Origin of the sequence: Burkholderia ambifaria AMMD, assembly GCF_000203915.1 — a bacterium.
In the GTDB taxonomy this organism is placed as follows: Bacteria; Pseudomonadota; Gammaproteobacteria; order Burkholderiales; family Burkholderiaceae; genus Burkholderia; species Burkholderia ambifaria.
In genome coordinates this window covers 871,840-890,466 of record NC_008392.1, presented here as the reverse complement: position 1 = coordinate 890,466, position 18,627 = coordinate 871,840, and the positions used below count along the sequence as shown (strand labels likewise).

General features: G+C 67.0%; 17 protein-coding genes. 6 read left to right on the top strand and 11 right to left on the bottom strand.

Annotated features, from left to right (window positions below):
• The 8 genes from BAMB_RS31350 to BAMB_RS31315 all read right to left on the bottom strand — a co-directional run bounded on the left by BAMB_RS31350 (position 1) and on the right by BAMB_RS31315 (position 7,147).
• Positions 1 to 1,272, bottom strand: a complete 1,272-nt coding sequence (locus tag BAMB_RS31350) for a pilus assembly protein TadG-related protein (protein WP_011661167.1) — start codon at positions 1,270 to 1,272, stop codon at positions 1 to 3.
• A 25-nt stretch (positions 1,273 to 1,297) separates the two neighbouring features.
• A complete protein-coding gene (locus BAMB_RS31345) occupies positions 1,298 to 1,594 on the bottom strand; it encodes a hypothetical protein (RefSeq protein WP_011661166.1) in 297 nt (98 codons plus the stop codon).
• Between the two features lie 20 nt (positions 1,595 to 1,614).
• A complete protein-coding gene (locus BAMB_RS31340) occupies positions 1,615 to 3,588 on the bottom strand; it encodes a type II and III secretion system protein family protein (protein WP_011661165.1) in 1,974 nt (657 codons plus the stop codon).
• Positions 3,589 to 3,701: 113 nt separating this feature from the next.
• Entirely contained in the window at positions 3,702 to 4,547 is an 846-nt protein-coding gene (gene cpaB, locus BAMB_RS31335) for a Flp pilus assembly protein CpaB (RefSeq protein ID WP_011661164.1), read from the bottom strand.
• A gap of 35 nt (positions 4,548 to 4,582) precedes the next feature.
• Positions 4,583 to 5,983: an ATPase gene (locus BAMB_RS31330; protein WP_011661163.1), complete on the bottom strand. Its 1,401-nt coding sequence runs from the start codon at positions 5,981 to 5,983 to the stop codon at positions 4,583 to 4,585.
• Between the two features lie 32 nt (positions 5,984 to 6,015).
• Entirely contained in the window at positions 6,016 to 6,555 is a 540-nt protein-coding gene (locus BAMB_RS31325) for an A24 family peptidase (protein WP_041491900.1), read from the bottom strand.
• Between the two features lie 34 nt (positions 6,556 to 6,589).
• On the bottom strand, positions 6,590 to 6,796 hold the full coding sequence (locus BAMB_RS31320) for a Flp family type IVb pilin (RefSeq protein ID WP_011661161.1): 207 nt from the start codon (positions 6,794 to 6,796) through the stop codon (positions 6,590 to 6,592).
• 168 nt (positions 6,797 to 6,964) lie between these two features.
• Positions 6,965 to 7,147 (bottom strand): Flp family type IVb pilin, encoded by a 183-nt coding sequence (locus tag BAMB_RS31315; protein WP_011661160.1) that lies wholly within the window; start codon positions 7,145 to 7,147, stop codon positions 6,965 to 6,967.
• 1,034 nt (positions 7,148 to 8,181) lie between these two features.
• On the opposite strand from BAMB_RS31315, the gene BAMB_RS31310 reads away from it, so the two are divergent.
• Genes BAMB_RS31310 through BAMB_RS31295 form a run of 4 tightly spaced genes read left to right on the top strand, consistent with a single transcriptional unit; the run spans position 8,182 to position 12,262 of the window.
• Positions 8,182 to 9,420 (top strand): glycosyltransferase family 87 protein, encoded by a 1,239-nt coding sequence (locus BAMB_RS31310; RefSeq protein WP_041491810.1) that lies wholly within the window; start codon positions 8,182 to 8,184, stop codon positions 9,418 to 9,420.
• Positions 9,417 to 10,796 carry a glycosyltransferase family 87 protein gene (locus BAMB_RS31305; protein WP_011661158.1) on the top strand — a complete coding sequence of 460 codons (1,380 nt, stop codon included), beginning with the start codon at positions 9,417 to 9,419 and terminating at the stop codon, positions 10,794 to 10,796. The genes BAMB_RS31310 and BAMB_RS31305 overlap by 4 nt, the downstream gene beginning before the upstream one ends.
• 23 nt (positions 10,797 to 10,819) lie before the next feature.
• Positions 10,820 to 11,863, top strand: a complete 1,044-nt coding sequence (locus BAMB_RS31300) for a glycosyltransferase family 2 protein (protein ID WP_011661157.1) — start codon at positions 10,820 to 10,822, stop codon at positions 11,861 to 11,863.
• A gap of 15 nt (positions 11,864 to 11,878) precedes the next feature.
• Complete coding sequence (locus tag BAMB_RS31295) at positions 11,879 to 12,262, top strand: GtrA family protein (RefSeq protein WP_011661156.1); 384 nt, start codon at positions 11,879 to 11,881, stop codon at positions 12,260 to 12,262.
• A 42-nt stretch (positions 12,263 to 12,304) separates the two neighbouring features.
• Here the strand turns inward: BAMB_RS31295 and BAMB_RS31290 are convergent, their stop codons facing one another.
• The 3 genes from BAMB_RS31290 to BAMB_RS31280 all read right to left on the bottom strand — a co-directional run bounded on the left by BAMB_RS31290 (position 12,305) and on the right by BAMB_RS31280 (position 16,004).
• Complete coding sequence (locus BAMB_RS31290) at positions 12,305 to 13,744, bottom strand: MFS transporter (protein WP_011661155.1); 1,440 nt, start codon at positions 13,742 to 13,744, stop codon at positions 12,305 to 12,307.
• A 159-nt stretch (positions 13,745 to 13,903) separates the two neighbouring features.
• On the bottom strand, positions 13,904 to 15,055 hold the full coding sequence (locus tag BAMB_RS31285) for a CaiB/BaiF CoA transferase family protein (protein ID WP_011661154.1): 1,152 nt from the start codon (positions 15,053 to 15,055) through the stop codon (positions 13,904 to 13,906).
• A gap of 7 nt (positions 15,056 to 15,062) precedes the next feature.
• Complete coding sequence (locus BAMB_RS31280; RefSeq protein ID WP_011661153.1) at positions 15,063 to 16,004, bottom strand: hydroxymethylglutaryl-CoA lyase; 942 nt, start codon at positions 16,002 to 16,004, stop codon at positions 15,063 to 15,065.
• Between the two features lie 281 nt (positions 16,005 to 16,285).
• Here BAMB_RS31280 and BAMB_RS31275 point away from each other — a divergent pair, with 281 nt between their 5' ends.
• Together BAMB_RS31275 and BAMB_RS31270 are read left to right on the top strand one after the other, a co-directional pair.
• Positions 16,286 to 17,194 (top strand): LysR family transcriptional regulator, encoded by a 909-nt coding sequence (locus tag BAMB_RS31275; RefSeq protein WP_011661152.1) that lies wholly within the window; start codon positions 16,286 to 16,288, stop codon positions 17,192 to 17,194.
• A 340-nt stretch (positions 17,195 to 17,534) separates the two neighbouring features.
• Positions 17,535 to 18,611 (top strand): extracellular catalytic domain type 1 short-chain-length polyhydroxyalkanoate depolymerase, encoded by a 1,077-nt coding sequence (locus tag BAMB_RS31270; RefSeq protein ID WP_011661151.1) that lies wholly within the window; start codon positions 17,535 to 17,537, stop codon positions 18,609 to 18,611.
• Positions 18,612 to 18,627 lie beyond the last annotated feature (16 nt).

Below are 18,627 nucleotides of genomic sequence, written 5' to 3'. Positions count from 1 at the left end.
CTATTGAACGAGCATCGGTACCTTGATACCGACCGAGCTGCCGCTGCCCGGCAGGCCGTGCGTCGCGCACGGCGTGGTGCCGGAGGCCGTGGAGCCGAGGTATTCGAGGTGCGCCACGACCCCGCCGGCTCCCGGGCTGAACGGCAGCGGATCGAGCATCAGCACGCAGTCCCACTGCGTGACGTGCACCTTGCCGCTGCTGCCCGACAGCGTCGAGCAATCGCCCTCGGGGGCCAGCGCGACCCGGCGGTCGCCGCCATACGTCTGGTAGTTGCTGGCCGTGACGGTCCCGTTGGTCGAGATGCCGCTGCCGGTGGGCGGCGTACCGTCGCCCTGATAGGCCTTGAAGCTCGCGCGATCGAGCACGAATTGCGTGTACGCGTCGCCGACGATGCCCGCGGTTCCCGGCGGCCCGTATTTCGGGCCGACATACGCATAGCCGGTGAAGTCAGGCTGGCCGCTCGAGCCGTTGGCGCCGTTCGTGTAGATGCCGAAGCGGGTGTTCCAGGCGCGCAGCGATGCGGCCTTCAGGCCCGTCGAGCCGAGGTCCGGCGGCGACGTGATGTTGCAGGTGTTGCCGGACAGTTCGCTGGCGATGGTCGGCTCGTTCGTCGAGCCATCGAGCGCCGCCCAGCCGAAGTTGCCGGGCCCGTACGTCGTCGACGAGCCGGACGGCGACGAGATCCAGTCGCCGACCTTGTACGGCGCGGAGGACGCCGGCTTGCACACGAACACCGGAATCGCGCAGGTGGTCTGCCCGGCCCCGACCGTCGCGATCGCGCTGGCCGCGACCTGCGACGCGTTCGCGACCTGCACGCCGGGAATCGTGTTGAGCACCTCGATGAACCAGTGCGCGATGTTGCTCAACTGCGCGGTGCACTTCACGTACTTGACGTTCGCCGGTGTGGCGACCGCCGTCTTGGTCAGAAACGGATTGGTCAGCGAATCGCTGAACGTGACGTTCGAATCCGTCTGCATCTGTACCGCGTTCTGCTGGAAGAACGCGTAATTCGCGTGGCCGGCGGCGATGCCGTCGGCTTCCGCGACCTGCAGGCTGATGGCCGACGTCAGGTCGCGCGCAGCGGACAGCGCGCATGAATCGGCGCTGTTCTGCAGTTCGCTGCGCGTGACGTACAGCTTGCCGAGGTCCAGCGCGAGACCGACGAACCCGATCATCATCGCCAGTGCGAGACCGACGATGATTGCAACGGCGCCTTGCTGACGATGCAGACTGTGACGCGTGAGCTTCGGATGACGAGCTGCGCTGGACATGGCGTTCTCCCTGAGCGTGCCTGTTTTATTGCGCCGACTTGCCGATGCCGATCACGAATGCATTGGCTTTCGGCTCGGGCTGCTTGAACGACTTGTCGTAGTTGTCGAGCGCGGACGCGGCGGCGCGGCCATCGACCCCGGCGTGCGTTGCCGCGTGTTCCCCGGCATGCGGATCGATGATCTGGGCCTGCGTGACGGCGCGGACCGAGTCGCCGAAGCGGCTGTCCCACACCGGGCTCGACGACATGCAGCCGGCGAGTGCGAACGCGAGCGGGACGGCGAGCGCCGCGCGGCGCACGAATACGAGGTAGGCGGATTTCATGAGCTTCCCCTTGGATAGCTTCAACGATCGGTGGACTGGGGTGCCGCGCTCGCCCGCGCGATCTGCGCATGGGCGGCCGGCACGCTGGGCGTCGCACGCGACGCAGGTTTCGCCGGCGTGGCGGAGCCGGCCGCCGCGAGGCGCGCGGCGGTGGCTTCGATGCGCGCGATGCGTGCCGCACCGGCCGCATCGGCCTGCGGTTGCGCGGGCGCTTGTGGCTGCGGCCGCGCGGCAGGCGCCGGCTCGGCGTTCACCGCCCCCGCGGCCTCGGCCGTTGCAGCGCCGGCCTTCTCCGGCTGGGCCGGCACCGGCGCCGGCGCCTGGGCAGGCTGCGGCGCACGCGGTGCGGGCAGTGCGGCGGCAGGTGCGACCGGCGCGGCCGATTGCGGCGCGGGAGCCGGTGCCGAAGCCGGCGTCTGCGGTGCCGCGCCGTTCGACGGTTGCATGGTCGCCTTGCGGACACCCTTGCGGCCTTCCATGTTGCCGGTCGCGTACACGTCGATTTCGCTCGGCTTCGAGAAGCTGTCGGTCGGCAACGGCACGTCGGCGGTCTGCAGCGGCCTCACCAGGTGCGGCGTGATCAGGAAGATCAGCTCGGTGCGGTCCTGCTGGAACGACGTGCTGCGGAACAGCGCGCCGAGCACGGGCACCTCGCCGACGCCCGGGATCGCCTTGAGCGAGCCGCTCGCGTTGTCCTTGATCAGCCCGCCGATCGCGAACGATTCGCCGTCGCTCATCTGGACCGTCGTCGACGCACGCCGGGTCGTGATCAGCGGCAGGATCGACGTGCCGCCGATGTTCGTCGCGCTGAGCGTGACGCCCGTCTGCGACAGCTCCGACACTTCCGGCGCGACCTTCAGGCTGATCCGGCCGTTCGCGAGCACCGTCGGCGTGAACTTCAGCGCGACGCCGAACTCCTCTTCCTGCAGCGTGATCGACGACGTGCCCGTGCCGCTGCTCTGCGGTACCGGGATGAAGATCTTGCCGCCGGCAAGGAACGTCGCCTCCTGGCCGCTGATCGTCACGAGGTTGGGCTCCGCGAGGATCTTGACGAGGTTGTCGGTGTTCTGCGCGTCGGCCGCGACGCTGAACGGCTTGTTGTTCGCCTTGTTGAAGATCCCGGCGCTGGCAACGCCCGCGAGCAGGTTGCTGACCAACGCACCGCTCCACGAACCGAAGCCGCCCTGGATGTTGAATGCGGTGCCCATCTGGTTGATCAGCGTCTTCGACACTTCGGCGACCTTCACCTCGAGCATCACCTGCTGCGGCGACGTGACGGCCAGCATGTTCAATACGCCGGCGCCCTTGCCGGCCCCGCCGGCGCCCTCACCGGCGCTGTCGCTGTACGCATGGGCGATCTGCACGGCCTGCTGCGCGGCCTGCGAGTTCGACACGGTGCCGGCCAGCACGATCGTGCCGGCGGCGGTCGACACGTGAATGTCGCGCTCGCCCGGCATCAGCTGCTGCAGCGACGACTGCAGGCCGCCTGCGTCCGCGCCGACCGCCACGTCGATCACGCGGCATGCGCCGCTCCTGCCCTGCACGATCATGTTGGTCGTGCCGACCGACAGCCCGAGGATGTACAGCGTCTGCGGCGACACCATCGTCGCCTGCGCGACGGCCGGATTGCCGATGGTGCGGTTGCGCACCGGCTCCGGCATCGGCACGAGCAGCGACTTTCCGAGCGGCACGGTGACGCTGGTCGCATCACGCACCGCGCCCACGCAGTTCGGTCCGCGCATCGGCGCCGCCGATGCGGCGGCCGCGGTGGCCGGCGCCGGCGCCATGCTGATCGTCATCTGCATCGGCCCCTTCGCGACGGCGGCCGGCGCGCTGGCGCCGCCCTTCATCAGCGCAGCCGATTCGGCGCCTTCCTGGGCCAGTGCGCTGTACACGGTCAACGTTCCTGCACAGAGGATCGCGGCCATCATCGCGCCCCGCGCGATGCGGGTGCGCACCGGGCCGGTACCTGAATATTGCGGATTGATCTTCATTTCGTCTGATCCCCCGAGTGACCGGCGAGACGCCGGTTTTTGCCTTGCAAGGCCGCCGTGCCTTGACGGCGGCCGATCTGGTTAATCTGGTTATCTGGATGTGTGCTGCGCTTTCAGAAACATTCGACGCTGCCGTGCACACCGGTCAGTACACCGACGCAATCGCGGCGCGCTTCCGGTGCGGCGTGCGACGCGACATGCACGCGCACGGTCCGTACGTGCGCGGGTGCCGGTGCGGGCGTCGCGTCGGGTACCGGGGCCTTGCCGAGCAACGTCAGCTTGGTTGCGCCGTCGGTGGTGAGCGTCTTCTGGTCGACCTGGTTGCGCAGCACGAGCGACAGCGTGCCGACGCTGCGCGCGAGGTCGAGGCGTTCGGCCTGATCGGGCGTGACTTCGAGCGTCACCGCGTTGACGACCTTCGGTGCGGTGTCGTCGCGGCTGACCTGCTGCGCGACGGCGAGCACGAGGATGTGCTCGAGCACGATCTTCGAGATGCTCTGCCCGTCGGTCTTGCCCTGCTGTTCCTGCGTGTTGACGATCACGTCGACGTAGTTGCCCGGCAGCGCGAAGCCCGCGACGCCGACCACGTCGTTCACGCGCACGGTGATCGCGCGGCTGCCGTCGGCAATCACTGCGGACAACCCGCCCTTCGTGCCGACCGGCGCGAGCTTCGACTCGATCACCGGCTCGCCGCGGGCGAGGCTCGTGCGCACGACGCGCCCTTCGAGCTCCTTCGTGTCGGCGAACGCGCCGGTCGGCACGCTGCCCGACGGCCAGCTCACCATGTGGATCTGGTTCGGCCCGAGCGGCTCGCCCAGGTTCAGGTCGGTGGTCGCGACCGCGACCGACGTGACCGAGCTGCTGGATGTATGCATCAACCAGCGGGATGCGAACACGACCGCGGCTAGCCCCGCGACCATCGCGATGATCAGCATCATGAGCGCTCGACTGTTTTTCATGGCAATGCTCCTCAACGAATCGTGAAAGAAACGGCTCAACCGGTTATGTACGTGCGCCCGCCGTGATCGACAGGCGGCGGATGCCCGCCGTCGCGCGCCGGCGCCGAGCCGAAATAGCTGGCCCATGCGTCGTACAGCGCGTCGTGCGTCACTTCGGGCGGATCGCCGCGATACCGCGCGCCGGCGGCGACGAGGCGCAGCAGATCCATCGGGAAGCATGCGAGATAGGCCTTGCCGCTCGGCAGGTGCAGCCGGTGCAGCAGATAGTCGAACGCGTCCTGTGCCGGCACCAGCCCGAGCGACACGCATGCGGCATCGAACACCGCACGGTAGTGGTCGATCGACATCGCGCCGACGTGAAGCTTGGAGCCGAGCCGGCGCAGGAACGCGTCGTCGGCGAACTGCTCCGGTGCCAGGTTGCTCGAGAACACCGGCCAGACGTCGAACGGCATCACGAGACGATTGCCGGACTCGAGCGTCAGGAAATCGACGCCGCGGTCGAGCGGGCGCAGCCAGCGGTTGAGCAGGTCGCGCGGTTCGACGCGCTGGCGGCCGAGATCGTCGACGACGTACATGCCCATGTTCGCCTTCATGTGCGGCGGCGCCTGATAGAAGCCCGCTCCTTCGTCGCGGCGCAGGTCGAGCTCGGCGAGCGTCAGTTCGCCGCCCGACATCACGACGGGCCGCTCGCACAGGCGCCAGCGGCGATCGGCCGATTGGCCGTCGGCTTGCGACGGCGCGTCGACATGCACGATCGGGTCGTAGATCTGGATCACTTCGCCCGCGGCGTAAATGGCGTGCGGCACCGGCACGTGGCCGCCCATCAGCGCGCCAAGGCGCTCCGCGAGGAAGGTCTTGCCGCTGCCGGCGGGGCCGTGGATCAGCAGCGGGCGGCCGGCGTTGAGCGCGGCGGCCGCCGAATCGAGGACCGCCGTGTCCATGACGACGCCTTCGAATACGGCCCACACGTCGTTCTGGGCCACGCGCAGCTTGCGCACCGAATGGTCGGACACGCAGTCGAGATACGCGTCGAGTGTCACCGGCGCGGGGCCGCTGTAGCTGCTGCGCGCACGCTCTTCGAGCGCGAGCACGCGGCCCGCGTCGGTCAGGCGGAACGTCACGTCGAGGTCGGTCTTGCCGCGATGGGTCAGTTCGACCAGATGCTCGCGCACCAGGAACGCGAAGACATCATCGAGCACCGCGAGCGGCAGGCAGTGGCGCTCGATCAGGACGCCGTACGACGGGCGACCGAGCACCAGCGTCGACTTCAGCACGAGCCCTGCGACGAACGCCTGGGTCAAGCCGGTTTCCTCGAGCGAGCGCGGCGCCGGCGGCAGCAGCGCGCCCGGTTTCGCATGCACCTCCCGCGACGGCGGCGGATACGGCAGGTGTGCAACCTGCGCGTCGCGTTTCGGTTCGGTGGGAATCGTGTTCATGTGCGTTTCATCCTCGTTGCGGGTTCGTCACGCTATACAGACGAAACGAACAGCATGCCCAGCGTGCCGGCGGCAATTGCTACGCCATACGGCAACGCGCCAACCGACGCGAATTCCACGGGGCCGTCGGTTGCCCCTGCATACGCGCCGGTCGAGCGGTGCGCGATCAGCGCCCACACGTTCGCGCACATCTGGCGCATGCGTCCGCGCAGCAGTGCGAAGCCGATCGCGCCGATCCCGCCGACCAGAAAGGTGGCCAGCACGATGTAGAACGTCATCTGCGCGCCGACCCATGCGCCGATCGCGAGCATCAGCTTCACGTCACCCGCAGCCATTCCGCGCAGCAGATAGAACGGCAGCAGCAGGCCGAAGCCGGTCGCCGCGCCCGCCAGCCACGCAAGTGCACCTGCCTGGATCCCGTGCAGCGTGCACTGTGCGATCAGCGCGCCGACCAGACCGAGCGCGACGAGCCGGTTCGGAATGCGTCGGCTCGTGATGTCGGTGCTGGCCGCGACGATCGCGAGCAGCGTCACGCACAACGGAACCGGGTAAGGCAGCGCGGCAGGCAGCACCATGGCGGACCTCGATTGGACGTAATGGCCGGACTCACTGACCCAGTGCGGTATCGACCGCCACGGTCACGACCGACGCGATCATGTCGTACATATCCTGAAGCGAGCCTTTCAGCGTGACCACGCTTCCCAGCACGACGGTGGCGAACATCGCCGCAAGCAGCGCATATTCGATCGCCGTCACCCCCTGCTCGTCGTCGATCCATCGCGATATCGCATCTGCACGTACCCTGACCCGCATGGCGTCCTCCGATTCGGTTTGATCAAAAAAGCGGAGGCGGCTCGAGCACTGCACCGGCCGAGCCATCCGCCGTTCGTTGCATCCGACATCTGTTGGTGTTGCGTCCGGCCCTGCACGCGTGACGGGATGGCGACGAACGGGCCGGACCCACCGTTCGCCGCCCGCCATTCAGATGGCCGCGTTGAGATCGTCTGCAATCGTGTTGAACACGGTCTTGAGATCCGTTCCGACCGCCGTCAGTGCTGCAACGAGTCCGACTGCGATCAGTGCGGCAATCAGGCCGTATTCGATGGCCGTCACACCTTGTTCGTCTTGGACGAAACCGCGGACCTTCTGGATGAACTTGAACATGGCTCTTCTCCTTTCGCACTACTATGAAAATCCCGTTGTCGGGGATCGACGCGGGGAGCGGGGTACTACCGGCACAACAAAAGAATGCGGATGTAGCGCTCAGCGACGCACACGGCAGGGTACGAGCCTGGCCTGGCGAACGATCGTCGGTGAGCTGATGCGTGCGATATGCATGCATGCTGCGATCGGGCGGAACGCGCGATCGAGCAGAACGGCGAGACCGTTCCGGGCATGAATACGGATTGAGCGGATGACGCCAACGCGTCGATGCTGCTGCAGATCTTCTGCGCGGCATGCAAGCCGCGGCGTGCTCCGGTCTTTCATTTTTATTCCCCAAACGCTGTCATGTGATTCTTGTTGCGCGGACGATGCCGTCGCGTATCGCTCGGTCGACGATTCCGGCGGTTTTCAAGGCCTGGGCGGCGTATTCCCCGATGCGCCCTCGATCCGTTGCTTTCCGCAGGTGATTCAGTCCGGTTCGGTAAGTCCGTTGCTTGAACCGGTCATTCGTCACATCGTCGACTGTCGTGCGGACCTTGACGCAAAGAGCAGGCCAGCCGCAAAGAAAGCCAGGCGCAGCAAGGGTTCGGGCGATTCGCCCACCAGTGGAGCTTCGGCCCGATGCGCGAAATGTTTCAGATTTGATATACGCGTGCCGGTCGCCGTGACGTGCCGGCGTGAGCGCCGCCGCGCTGTGCAAGGCACCAAAAAATTTTCTCGGGACTTTCCCGAATCCGCGAGGCCGCTCCCCCGACGCCGGTTCCACGACGTGCCGGACCGGCCAAAAACCCGGAATGTTTCAAGCGAGAAACATCATTTGCGCCGGCGCGGGTTTTTCAGATGTAAAAACCCGGTTTTCAGCCATGTCGCCGCCAAATCGATATTTCACGATTCAGCCCGCGGTTTGCGTCACGCGATTTTTTCTCCAACAATGCATTCACCGGACAGCGCCATTGAATGCGATTCGCTCCGGATACACGACAACACAAAAAGGCTGCGGCACACCAGGCGGCCTTCACTGCAGACGGGGCATCATGTACACAGCCAATCGTGGAGTGCGCTATCGCGCCAAACGCTGTGCTCAATGGCTGACAGCGGACCGGATCATTCCGTACAGCTGCATCATGCTGATGCTCTGCGTTGGATTCCTGATTACCTGGGGCGCCGTCACGAATACCTTCACGTCGCAAACCACCGCCCGGCCGGGCGTCGACTTCTCCGTCTTCTGGACCGCATCGCAACTCGTGCTGCAAGGCCACGCCGCGGCGATCTACGATCCGGTCTTCTTCTCCCATGCCGAGGTAGCGCAGTTCGGGGCCTATCTGGGTCACCAATCGCTGCCCTGGCTCTATCCGCCGACGATGCTGCTGTTCGTCGCGCCGATTGCCCTCGTGCCTTTCCTGCCCGCGTATTTCCTCTTTTTTGCGGGCAGTCTTTTATGCTATGCGTACGCCGTCCTGCGACTGTCGGGCCTGCGTGCGTACCTGCCCGTTCCGCGCGCCGCCGCGCTCGTCGTGCTTGCCTATTCAGGTGTGTTCGCGTCCGTCCTGTACGGGCAGAACAGCATCCTGACCGCCGGTATCGCCGCGCTCGCGCTGCATTTCATCGGCCCGCGCCCGATCATCGCGGGCGTGCTGATCGGGCTGCTCGCCATCAAGCCGCAGATGGCGATGGTGTTTCCATTCGTGCTGATCGCGGCGCGTGCATGGCGCACCTTCGCGGCGGCGGCGCTCACGACCACGCTGTTCGTGGTGGCCGGCATCGCGCTGACCGGCACCAGCTCGCTGACCGGCCTGGCCCACGCGATGTCGATCGTGCGCGGCATGCATTTCACCCTGCCTGCCTACTGGTTCGTTTCACCGACGACGTTCGCGGCGCTGCGGCTCGCGGGTGCATCGATTCCGATCGCGCTCGCCGCGCAAGCCGCCGTCGGACTGCTCGCCATCGCAGCCGCCGTTCATGTGTGGCGCCGCACGGCCGACATGCGGCTGTGCGGCGCCGCGTTGGTGGTCGCCACGCTGTTGACGACGCCCTATCTGTGGCATTACGAACTGGCGTGGCTCGGCATCGCGGTCTTCTGCGTGATCGCTCACGGCCTCGAAGACGGCTGGCTGCCGGGAGATCAGATCGTGATCGTGCTCGCGTGGCTGCTGCCGATATTCGAGGTGTTCAACCGGATCACGAAGCTGCCGCAGATCGGCCCGATCGTGCTGCTCGCCGTCCTGTTCGTCGTCGTGCGTCGCGCAAGCCTTGCGCCGCGGAGCGCGCAATGAAATCGCCGCTCTCCCTCCTGCACGTCGGTTCGGCGGTCGACGCCCATCCCGAGCTGCCAATCGCAGGGCCCCGCCGTTTCCCGCATTGGCTCAATCGTGATCGGGTGCGCCTCTATGCGGCAGCGGTATTGTTTGCCGAACTGCTGTTCATGTTCGTGTATCTCGCGCGCGTACATTGGTCGCAAACATCCCTGCCCGAACCCCTGGCACAGGATGTCGCGCCGATCTGGGGCGCCGCGAGGCTCGCCGCTCACGGCCTCGGGATCAACGCGTGGAACCTGCCGTCGCTGTTCGAGGTCGAGAAGGTCGCGCTCCCGCTGATGAACGCCGGGAACGGCTCGCTGCCGTGGCTCTACCCGCCCACGATGCTGATGTTCGTGCTGCCGCTCGGCTGGCTGCCATACATGTTCGCGCTGGTGCTGTGGCTGGGCGCCACCTACGCGCTGTTCGTGACGACGATCCGCGCAACCGTACAGCGCGAGGGCGCGCTGCTCTGCGCGCTCGCGTTCCCCGGCGCGTTTCTCGCAGTGATCGTCGGGCAGACAAGCCTGCTGACCGCGACGCTCGCAGGCGTCGGGCTGCTGACGCTGAATCGCCGTCCCGTCATCGCCGGCATCTGCTTCGGAATGCTGACGATGAAGCCGCAGATGGCGGTGCTGTTTCCGCTCGCGCTGCTGTGCGCCGGACAATGGCGTGCGCTGGCCGCTTGGGTCGCGACGATCGCCAGCGGCTTCGCGCTGTCGACGCTGATGTTCGGCTTCGACGCCTGGGTCGCATTCGCGCACGGCTTGCACGCCGCATACCAGATCGTCGGCGCCGGCCACGCCAAGCTCGCACGCATGCCGACCGTGTTCGCGCTCGCGACGATGGCCGGCTGGCCCGCCGCCGTCGCGCGTGTGCTGCAACTGCTGTCGGCCGCGACCGCCGCGATCGCCGTCGTGTACGCGTGGCGCGGCGCGTGTTCGTACGCGCTGCGCGCGGCGACCCTCGCGTGCGCGTGCCTGATCGTCAGCCCTTATCTGTACGACTACGACCTGACCTGGTACGGCCTCGTGATCGCGTGGTACGCACGCTATGCATGGACGCACGGCTGGCGGCGCTTCGATCGCGAATGGCTGCTGCTGCTGTGGGTGATGCCGCTCGCCGGTCTCGTGCTGGTCCCGCACCTGTCGTTCCAGTTCATGCCGCTCGTCACGCTCGCGTCGCTGGCGCTACTCGTCAGCCGGATCGCACGGGAAAGGCACGACGTGCCGTCGATGCCCGACGCGCGCGACGACACGACCGAAACCGGCTTCACGCATCCGTTGCGCTCACATCACCGCCCGGCGCACGGACTGCGCCGCACCGGCCGCCCGACCTTCGGCATCGGCCGCTGACACGCGATCACAGGGGAACCATCATGCGCGAATCACTCTACACGCCACTCGTCTCGCTGGTCGTGCCGTTCTACAACGAAGGCGAAGCCGTCGAACGCTTCTTCGACGTCGTGATTCCGTTGATGGCCGGCCTCGACGCGATCCGCTTCGAGATCGTCTGCGTCAACGACGGCAGCCGCGACGACACGCTCGAACGCCTGATCCGGATCAGCATGAGCGACCGCCGCGTGCGCGTCATCGATCTCACGCGCAACTTCGGCAAGGAAGCGGCGCTGACGGCCGGCCTCGACGAAGCCGCCGGCGACGCCGTGATCCCGCTCGACGCCGACCTGCAGGATCCGCCGAGCCTGATTCCGGTGATGCTCGAGCACTGGCGCGACGGTGTTGAAGTCGTCGCCGCGAAGCGTAGCAACCGCGCATGCGATTCGTTCGCGAAGCGCACTGCCGCCTCGATCTACTACCGCGTCCACAACCTGCTGTCGGACGTGAAGCTGCCGGAGAACGTCGGCGACTTCCGGCTGATGGATCGCAAGGTCGTGAACGCGCTGCGCAGCCTGCCGGAGCGGCATCGTTTCATGAAAGGGCTGTTCGCATGGGTCGGCTACCGGACCGTGATCATCGAGTACCAGCGCGAAGCGCGCAGCGCAGGGCACTCGAAGTTCTCCGGATGGAAGCTGTGGAACTTCGCGCTCGAGGGGATCACGAGCTTCAGCACCGTGCCGCTGCGCAGCTGGACCTATATCGGCCTGGGCATCGCCGCGCTCTCCTTCCTGTACGGCGCGTTCATCGTGGGCCGTACGCTGCTGTTCGGCAACCCGGTGCTCGGCTATGCGTCGCTGCTGTCGGTCACGCTGTTCATCGGCGGGATCGAGCTCATCGGCATCGGCGTGGTCGGCGAGTACATCGGGCGCATCTACGACGAGTCGAAGCAACGCCCCGTCTATCTGATTCGCCGCCGCTACGAGGCGCACGCCAAGGTGATCGAGCTGCCGGTCGCGCGCGATGCGCGGCGCACGGCCGGACGCCGCCGCGTCCAGCCGGCCCGCGTGCGGGTCGGCTCGCGCTGACCGGCGGAGATCGCGATGTTCGAACTGCTCTGCGCGGAGCGCGTGCGGCTCGCGCGCTTCGGCCTGTCAGGGCTTTGCTCGACCGCGCTGCACGTTCTGGTCGCATCCGCGATGTATGCGCTGTTCGATGCGACGCAGGTGCTCGCGAACGCCGTCGCGTTCGTGTGCGCGACGGCGTTCTCGTATCTCGCGAATACGCTGTGGAGCTTCTCGTCGACGGTGCAGTCGCGCAATCTGGTGCGCTATCTGACGGTCGCGCTGGCCGGCTTCATCGAAACGATGCTGCTCGCGCGCGCCGCCGAACTGCTCGACGTGCCGCGCGGCTGGGCCATCGTCGCGATCGCGCTGCTGATCCCGCCGACGATGTTCGTGCTGCATCGGGTGTGGACGTATCGGTAAAGCTTTACGGTGGCGAGCCCGGCGTCACGCAGCAATGGCCCGTCAACGGTTCAGCTCCTCGAGGCGCAGGCCGTTGGTCTTCGGCCCGAAGAATCCGATCGATACCGCGACCGCCAGCATGCACGCCGTGATCCCGGCGAATACGCCGGGCAACCCGAAATCGCGAAGCAGGAACGCGATCGCAAAACCCGACATCATCGCGCCGACCCGGCTTGCCGAGTACACGATTCCATTGGCGCGGCACCGCACGGCCGTCGGGAACAACTCGGCCTGGTAAGCGTGGTAGCAGACCGAGATGATCTGGCCGGCGAAGCTGATCAACACGCCGAGCAGGATGAGCGGCACCACGGCCCTGACCTGCGCGAACGCCGTCCCGCAGACGATCACGACCAGCGCGCCGCCGACGATCAGGTATTTGCGCTGGATCCGGTCGGCGACGGCCATCGCCAGCAGCGGCCCGACCGGCAACGCGAACGCGATGATGAACGAATAGAGCAGGCTTTTCGTGACCGTGATGCCCTGGCTGATCAGCAGCGTCGGCACCCAGTTCGCGAAACCGTAATAGCCGATCGCCTGGCAAAAGTTGAAGACGATCAGCATCACGAGGCGCGAACGATACGGCGGCTGCCACAACTCCGCGAGCGATGCGCGTCGATGCCGCGGCTGTTCGACGATCGGCGACGGCGGCGGCAACGGCTGCCCCGACTGACGTTCGACGATCGCCTCGATGTGCCGCACGATCGCGTCGCTCCTCGCGACCTGTCCGTGCATCGCGAGCCACCGCGGACTCTCCGGCACGCCGCGCCGGATGAACCACACCAGCAACGCGCCGAGCGCGCCCGCGAGCACCACGACGCGCCATCCGTCGATGCCGAACACCGTGGTCGGCACCAGCCAGTACGACAGGATCGCGGCGACCGGCGCCGCCGCGAACATCACGCTCTGGTTGAACGCCATCGCGCGGCCACGCATCTGCTGCGGGACGAGTTCCGTCACGTAGCTGTCGATCGTGATGATCTCGACCCCGACACCGATTCCCGTGATGAAGCGCCAGAGGATCATGCCTTCGGCGGTCGTCTGAAATGCCATGATCACCGAGCCGATCGAATACCAGAGCAGCGACACCGTGAACACCGCGCGCCGGCCGTAGCGATCGGGCATCCAGCCCAGCCCGAACGTACCAACGAATAAGCCGGCGAACGTCGCGGCGATGAAGCCGGCGATTCCGGTGAAGCCGAAAAATGCGTGCGTGGTGGTTTGCAGCACGCCGCTCTTCGCCATGCCCGGCGCGATATAGCCGGTGAAGATCAGGTCGTAGACTTCGAAAAAACCGCCCAGTGAAATCAGCAGCACCAGCATCCATAGATGGCGGGTGATCGGCAGCCGATCCATGCGCGCTGCGATTGCTGCGCCCGGCATGGCGTCGACATCGATGAAGGGCGAATCGTGCGGACGCGAATCCGCGGTGACGATGGGCTGCATGTCTGTCTCCTGATACGGCGATTGTCGACGGCCTTGTTGTTCGATCGTGGTCCGTCTGCCGGTGTTGCGCGCCGCGCACGTCATGCGCGGCGCATGGTTCTCATCGGTTTCGTGCTGCGACACCTCGACGGATCGGATCGCTGCCGAGGCGGTAGAGGGTCATGCGGCCGCGCGTCCGGTCAGCCGCGAAAGAATCTCGTGCGTGTGTTCGCCGACCCGGGCCAGCGCCTGCCGAACGCCCGGCCGCCGGCCGCCCATCGTCAGCGGCAGCAGCACGACGTCGGTCGTCGTGCCGTCGTCGGCCTCCATCGGCACGAGGCCGCCGCTGGCCTTCAGATGCGGATCGTCGAGCAATTGCTCCGGTCGCACGATCGGTGCATACGGAATGCCCGCGGCTTCGAGCTTCGGCGTCAGTTCGTCGATCCGGTGCCTCTTCAGGATGTCGCCAAGAACATCGAGCAACGCCGGCCGGACCGCCACCCGCAACGCGTTGCTGGCAAAGCGCGGCTCGGCGGGCAGATCCGGCCGGCCGAGCACGTCGCACAGCGTGACGAACTGCTTGTCGCTGACGGCGCCGATGAATAGCTGCTCGTCGTCGGCAAGCGTGAACACGTCGTACACGCTCCAGGCGGACACGCGCGCGGGCATCGGCGGCGGCGCTTCGTGCGTCATCGCATACTGCTGCATGTGCTGCGCGCAGAGGAACACGCAGTTCTCGAAGAGCGCGCTTTGCACTTCCTGGCCGCGCCCGGTGACGTCCCGTTCGCGCAGCGCGGCGAGCACGCCGATCGCACCGAACATGCCGCCCATGATGTCGTTGACCGACGTTCCCGCGCGCAACGGCCGGCCCACCGGCCCCGTCATGTAGGAAAGCCCGCCCATCATCTGCACGACTTCGTCGAGCGCGAGCCGCTTCTCGTACGGCCCGGGCAGGAAGCCCTTGTGCGACACATAGACGAGCCGCGGGAACGCCTTCGACAACGTGTCGTAGTCCAGACCAAGTTTCGTCATCAGACCCGGACGAAAATTCTCGAGCATCACGTCGCAGGTGCCGATCAGTTCGACCGCCGCGTCCTTGCCTTCCGGCGTGTTGATGTCGAGGACGACGCTCTTCTTGTTGCGGTTGAAGGTGCGGAAGAAGCCGATGCCGAGGCCCGGCAGCTTGCGGGTCTTGTCGCCGCCGGGCGGTTCGATCTTGATGACCTCCGCGCCGAGATCCGCGAGAATCATCCCGCACGTCGGCCCCATGACCATGTGCGTGAACTCGATCACGCGCACGCCGTCGAGCGGCAGTCTTGCGTTGGTTTCCATGAAGTCCTCAGGCATTGAGCGCGATCGACGCGCGATGGGTTTTCGGCAGGCCGGCCCGCCACAGCGCGCCGTGCAGCGATTCGCCGTCGAGCCAGCGCGCGACCTTGGCGCGCAGCGCCAGCAGCGCCGGCAGGTCGATGCCGGTATCGATGCCCATGTCGGCGAGCATGAACGCCAGGTCTTCGCTCGCCGCATTGCCGCTTGCGCCCGGCGCGTGCGGGCAGCCACCGATGCCGGCGAGCGTCGCGTCGAAACGCGCGACGCCGGTTTCGAGCGCGGCATAGACGTTCGCAAGCGCGAGGCCGCGCGTATCGTGAAAGTGACCGCAAAAGAAGCGCTCGCCGGCGACGCGACGCGCCCGCTCGAACAGCGCGCGCACGGCGGCCGGCCCCGCGTAGCCGACCGTATCGGCGATGCTGACGCGATCCGCGCCCGCATCGAGCAACGCCTGCATGCAGCGCAGGACCTCGTCCGGTTCGACGCGCCCCTGGATCGTGCAGCCGAATGCCGTGCCGATGCCGCCTTCGATCAGCGTCGTCGATCCGGCGGCATCGCGTTCCGCGCGGATGCGTGCGACCTCGGCGACGACTTCATCGGGCGTCTTGCGCAGGTTCGCGAGGCTATGTTCGCGGCTCGCGGACAACGGCACGAGCAGCAGGTCGGCGCCCGTTTCGAGTGCGCGCTGCGCGCCTTTCAGGTTCGGCACCAGCACCGACACGGCGAGGCCCGGCAGCGTTTTCGCGTACGCGACAAGTTCGGCGGTATCGGCCAGTTGCGGCAGCAGCCGCGCCGGCACGAACGAGCCGACTTCGATCTCGCGCTGGCCGGCCGCATAGGCGCCGGCGATCCATTCGAGCTTGCGCGCGGTCGGCAGGACGGCCTGGATGCTTTGCAAACCGTCGCGCAATCCGACCTCGCGAATCACGACGTGGGTGGGGAAAGAACGCATGGGGTGGCTGTCTCCGCAATCGGTGGCCGGTCGTCACACGCCGGCGATAGCCCCACTTTAGAGATTCCCGAAAAAACGTAAAGCATCGGTTTGGAAGCGAACCCGTTCCGAAACGGAATCCCTCCACATCACACCGTGAAGGCATTTCGAAAGCAATACGCGCTGAGCGACGCGTCCTCGCCGTCGTGGTAATTTCTGGCATTCCCGGAGAACCCGGAAGCCGGCGGAATCGAGCCGCAAAATTCCGGCCCGGAACGTTCCGACATGCGGAGACTGCACCGATGCGCGACATCGACCTCAAGACCCTGCGGCTGTTCGTGGCGGTGTGCGATCACGGCAATATCGCGCGTGCCGCGCAAGAAGCGCACATCGAGCCTTCGGCGATCAGCAAGCGCATCGCGCAGCTCGAAAGCGATCTCGGCGTGCCGGCGCTCACGCGGTCACGACGCGGCGTCGCGCCCACGCCGGCCGGCATCGCGCTGCTCGAGCATGCGCGCAGCATGTTGTTCACGATGGAGCGGATCGCAGCCGACGTCACCGCGATCGGCGACGGGCTGCAGGGGCGCGTGAGCATCTGCGCGTCGGCATCGGCGATCGCGGAAGCCTTGCTGGACGACATCGCGTCGTTCATGCGCGATCCGGCCAACCGGAACATCAAGGTCGACGTGGAAGAGCGGCTGTCGCGCGATCTTGTCCGGCAGGTGCGCGAAGGGGCTGCCGCGCTCGGCGTGTGCTGGGACAACGTCGACCTGCAAGGGCTGCAGGAGCGGTCCTATCGCCACGACCAGTTGGCGCTCGCCGTGCATCCCGAGCATCCGCTCGCCGGCCGTCGGTCGATCGGCTTCGACGACACGCTCGAATTCGAGCACGTCGGCTTGCCGCCGGCCACCGCTGTTCATACGATGCTCAAGCGGGCCGCCGCGGACCGCGGCCGGACCGTGTCGTATCGCGTGATCGTGTCGAGCTTCGACGCGGCGTTTCGCGTCGTGGCCGCGGGCCTGGGCATCAGCGTCATTCCGGTCGAAGTGGCGGCGGCTTACCGGCAGTCGCTCGGCGTGCACATGATCCCGCTCACCGACTCATGGGCGAAGCGCCGCTTCATCGTGTGTTTCCAGCGCTTCGATACGCTGCAGCCCGCCGCCCAGCGGATGGTCGACCATCTCGCGAACCGCGCCGTCGGCGGCCGTTGACGCATCGCGCCGCGTCGGCAATCGGCTCGCGCAGCACGGCGGCACCGACGCCCCCCCGACAGGGTCGAAGCATTCATCGCTCCGTCACGAAACCATCGCACCCGATGCGAGCGACCCCTGCTAGCATGCCGGGTGGCCCGCGCGAATCGCGACCCGGCTGTAAAGATGTCGCGTGGCGTGGCATTTACTTCTCCACACGCCTACATGTTCGGCCCTGCGCGACCGCTTCGACGCGGCCGCTTCCCGCAAGCACGAATCGTGCTCTGCCCGCATTCGACTTCCATCCGACGGCCGGCTGCGCCGCAAGCTGTGGCGCGCGCCGCCGGCACGAGATTCGTCCATGCCCAGGAAAAAACCCAGCATCTGGCTCCGGCCTTTCGACCTGTTTTCCGCCGCGACGAGCACGCGACCGAAACGCAAGACAGCCAAACCGGCGGCGTCGGTCAAGCGCGCCGCCACTGTACGGACCCCGCGTCGCACCCGCACCCCGGCGCCGGCCGCCCATCCGTCGCCGCGCCACGCACCGGGCACCTGGCTGCGTTCGTTTCATTCCGCGCGCCCGACCGCCGGCCGCCTCGTCAACCATCTCGCCTACGCGCTGTACCTGCCGGCCGCACCGGTGACGACCGCCGGCATGCCGGTCGTCGTCATGCTGCACGGCTGCAAGCAGACCGCCGAGTCGTTCGCCGCGGGCACGCGCATATGCCGCGCCGCGGAGCGTGCCGGGTTTGCCGTGCTGTTCCCCGAACAGGCGAAGACCGCGCACGCGCATCGCTGCTGGAACTGGCATGGCGATGCGTCGCAGTCGGAGCTTCCGGCGGTTGCGTCGCTGATCGACGCGATCGTGCGGGAGCGCGGGTTCGACCGCGACCGGATCTATCTGGCCGGCATGTCGGCCGGCGCGGGGCTCGCCGCGCAGCTGGCGCTCGCGTATCCCGAGCTGTTCGCGGCCGTCGGTCTGCATTCCGGTCCGGCCATCGCGCCGCCGTTGTCGACGATGGCCGCGATGAGCCTGATGCGCCGCGGCCTGCGCGACGACCCGATACACGTGGTCGACGCATGCGTCGACGTGCGCGCGTATCCGGGCATGCCCGCGCTCGTCATGCATGGCGGGCTCGATACCGTCGTCGCCGAGCAGAACGCGCTGCAACTCGGCGTCGCGTTCGCGCGGATCAATCGGCTCGTCGACGAACACGGTGAGCTGCGCGTCGGCGAGCGGCATACCTACGTGCATGACGATGCGGATTACACGGACTATCTGCGCGGCGGCCGGGTGATCGTCCGCGTCTGCATCGTTCGCCGCCTCGCGCACGCGTGGAGCGGCGGCGATCCGCGCGAAGCGTTCCACTCCGCGACGGGGCCGGACGCCACCGCGATGTTCTGGAATTTCTTTCGAAGGCGGCGGCGCAAGCGGTAACGGCGACGCTGCGCCG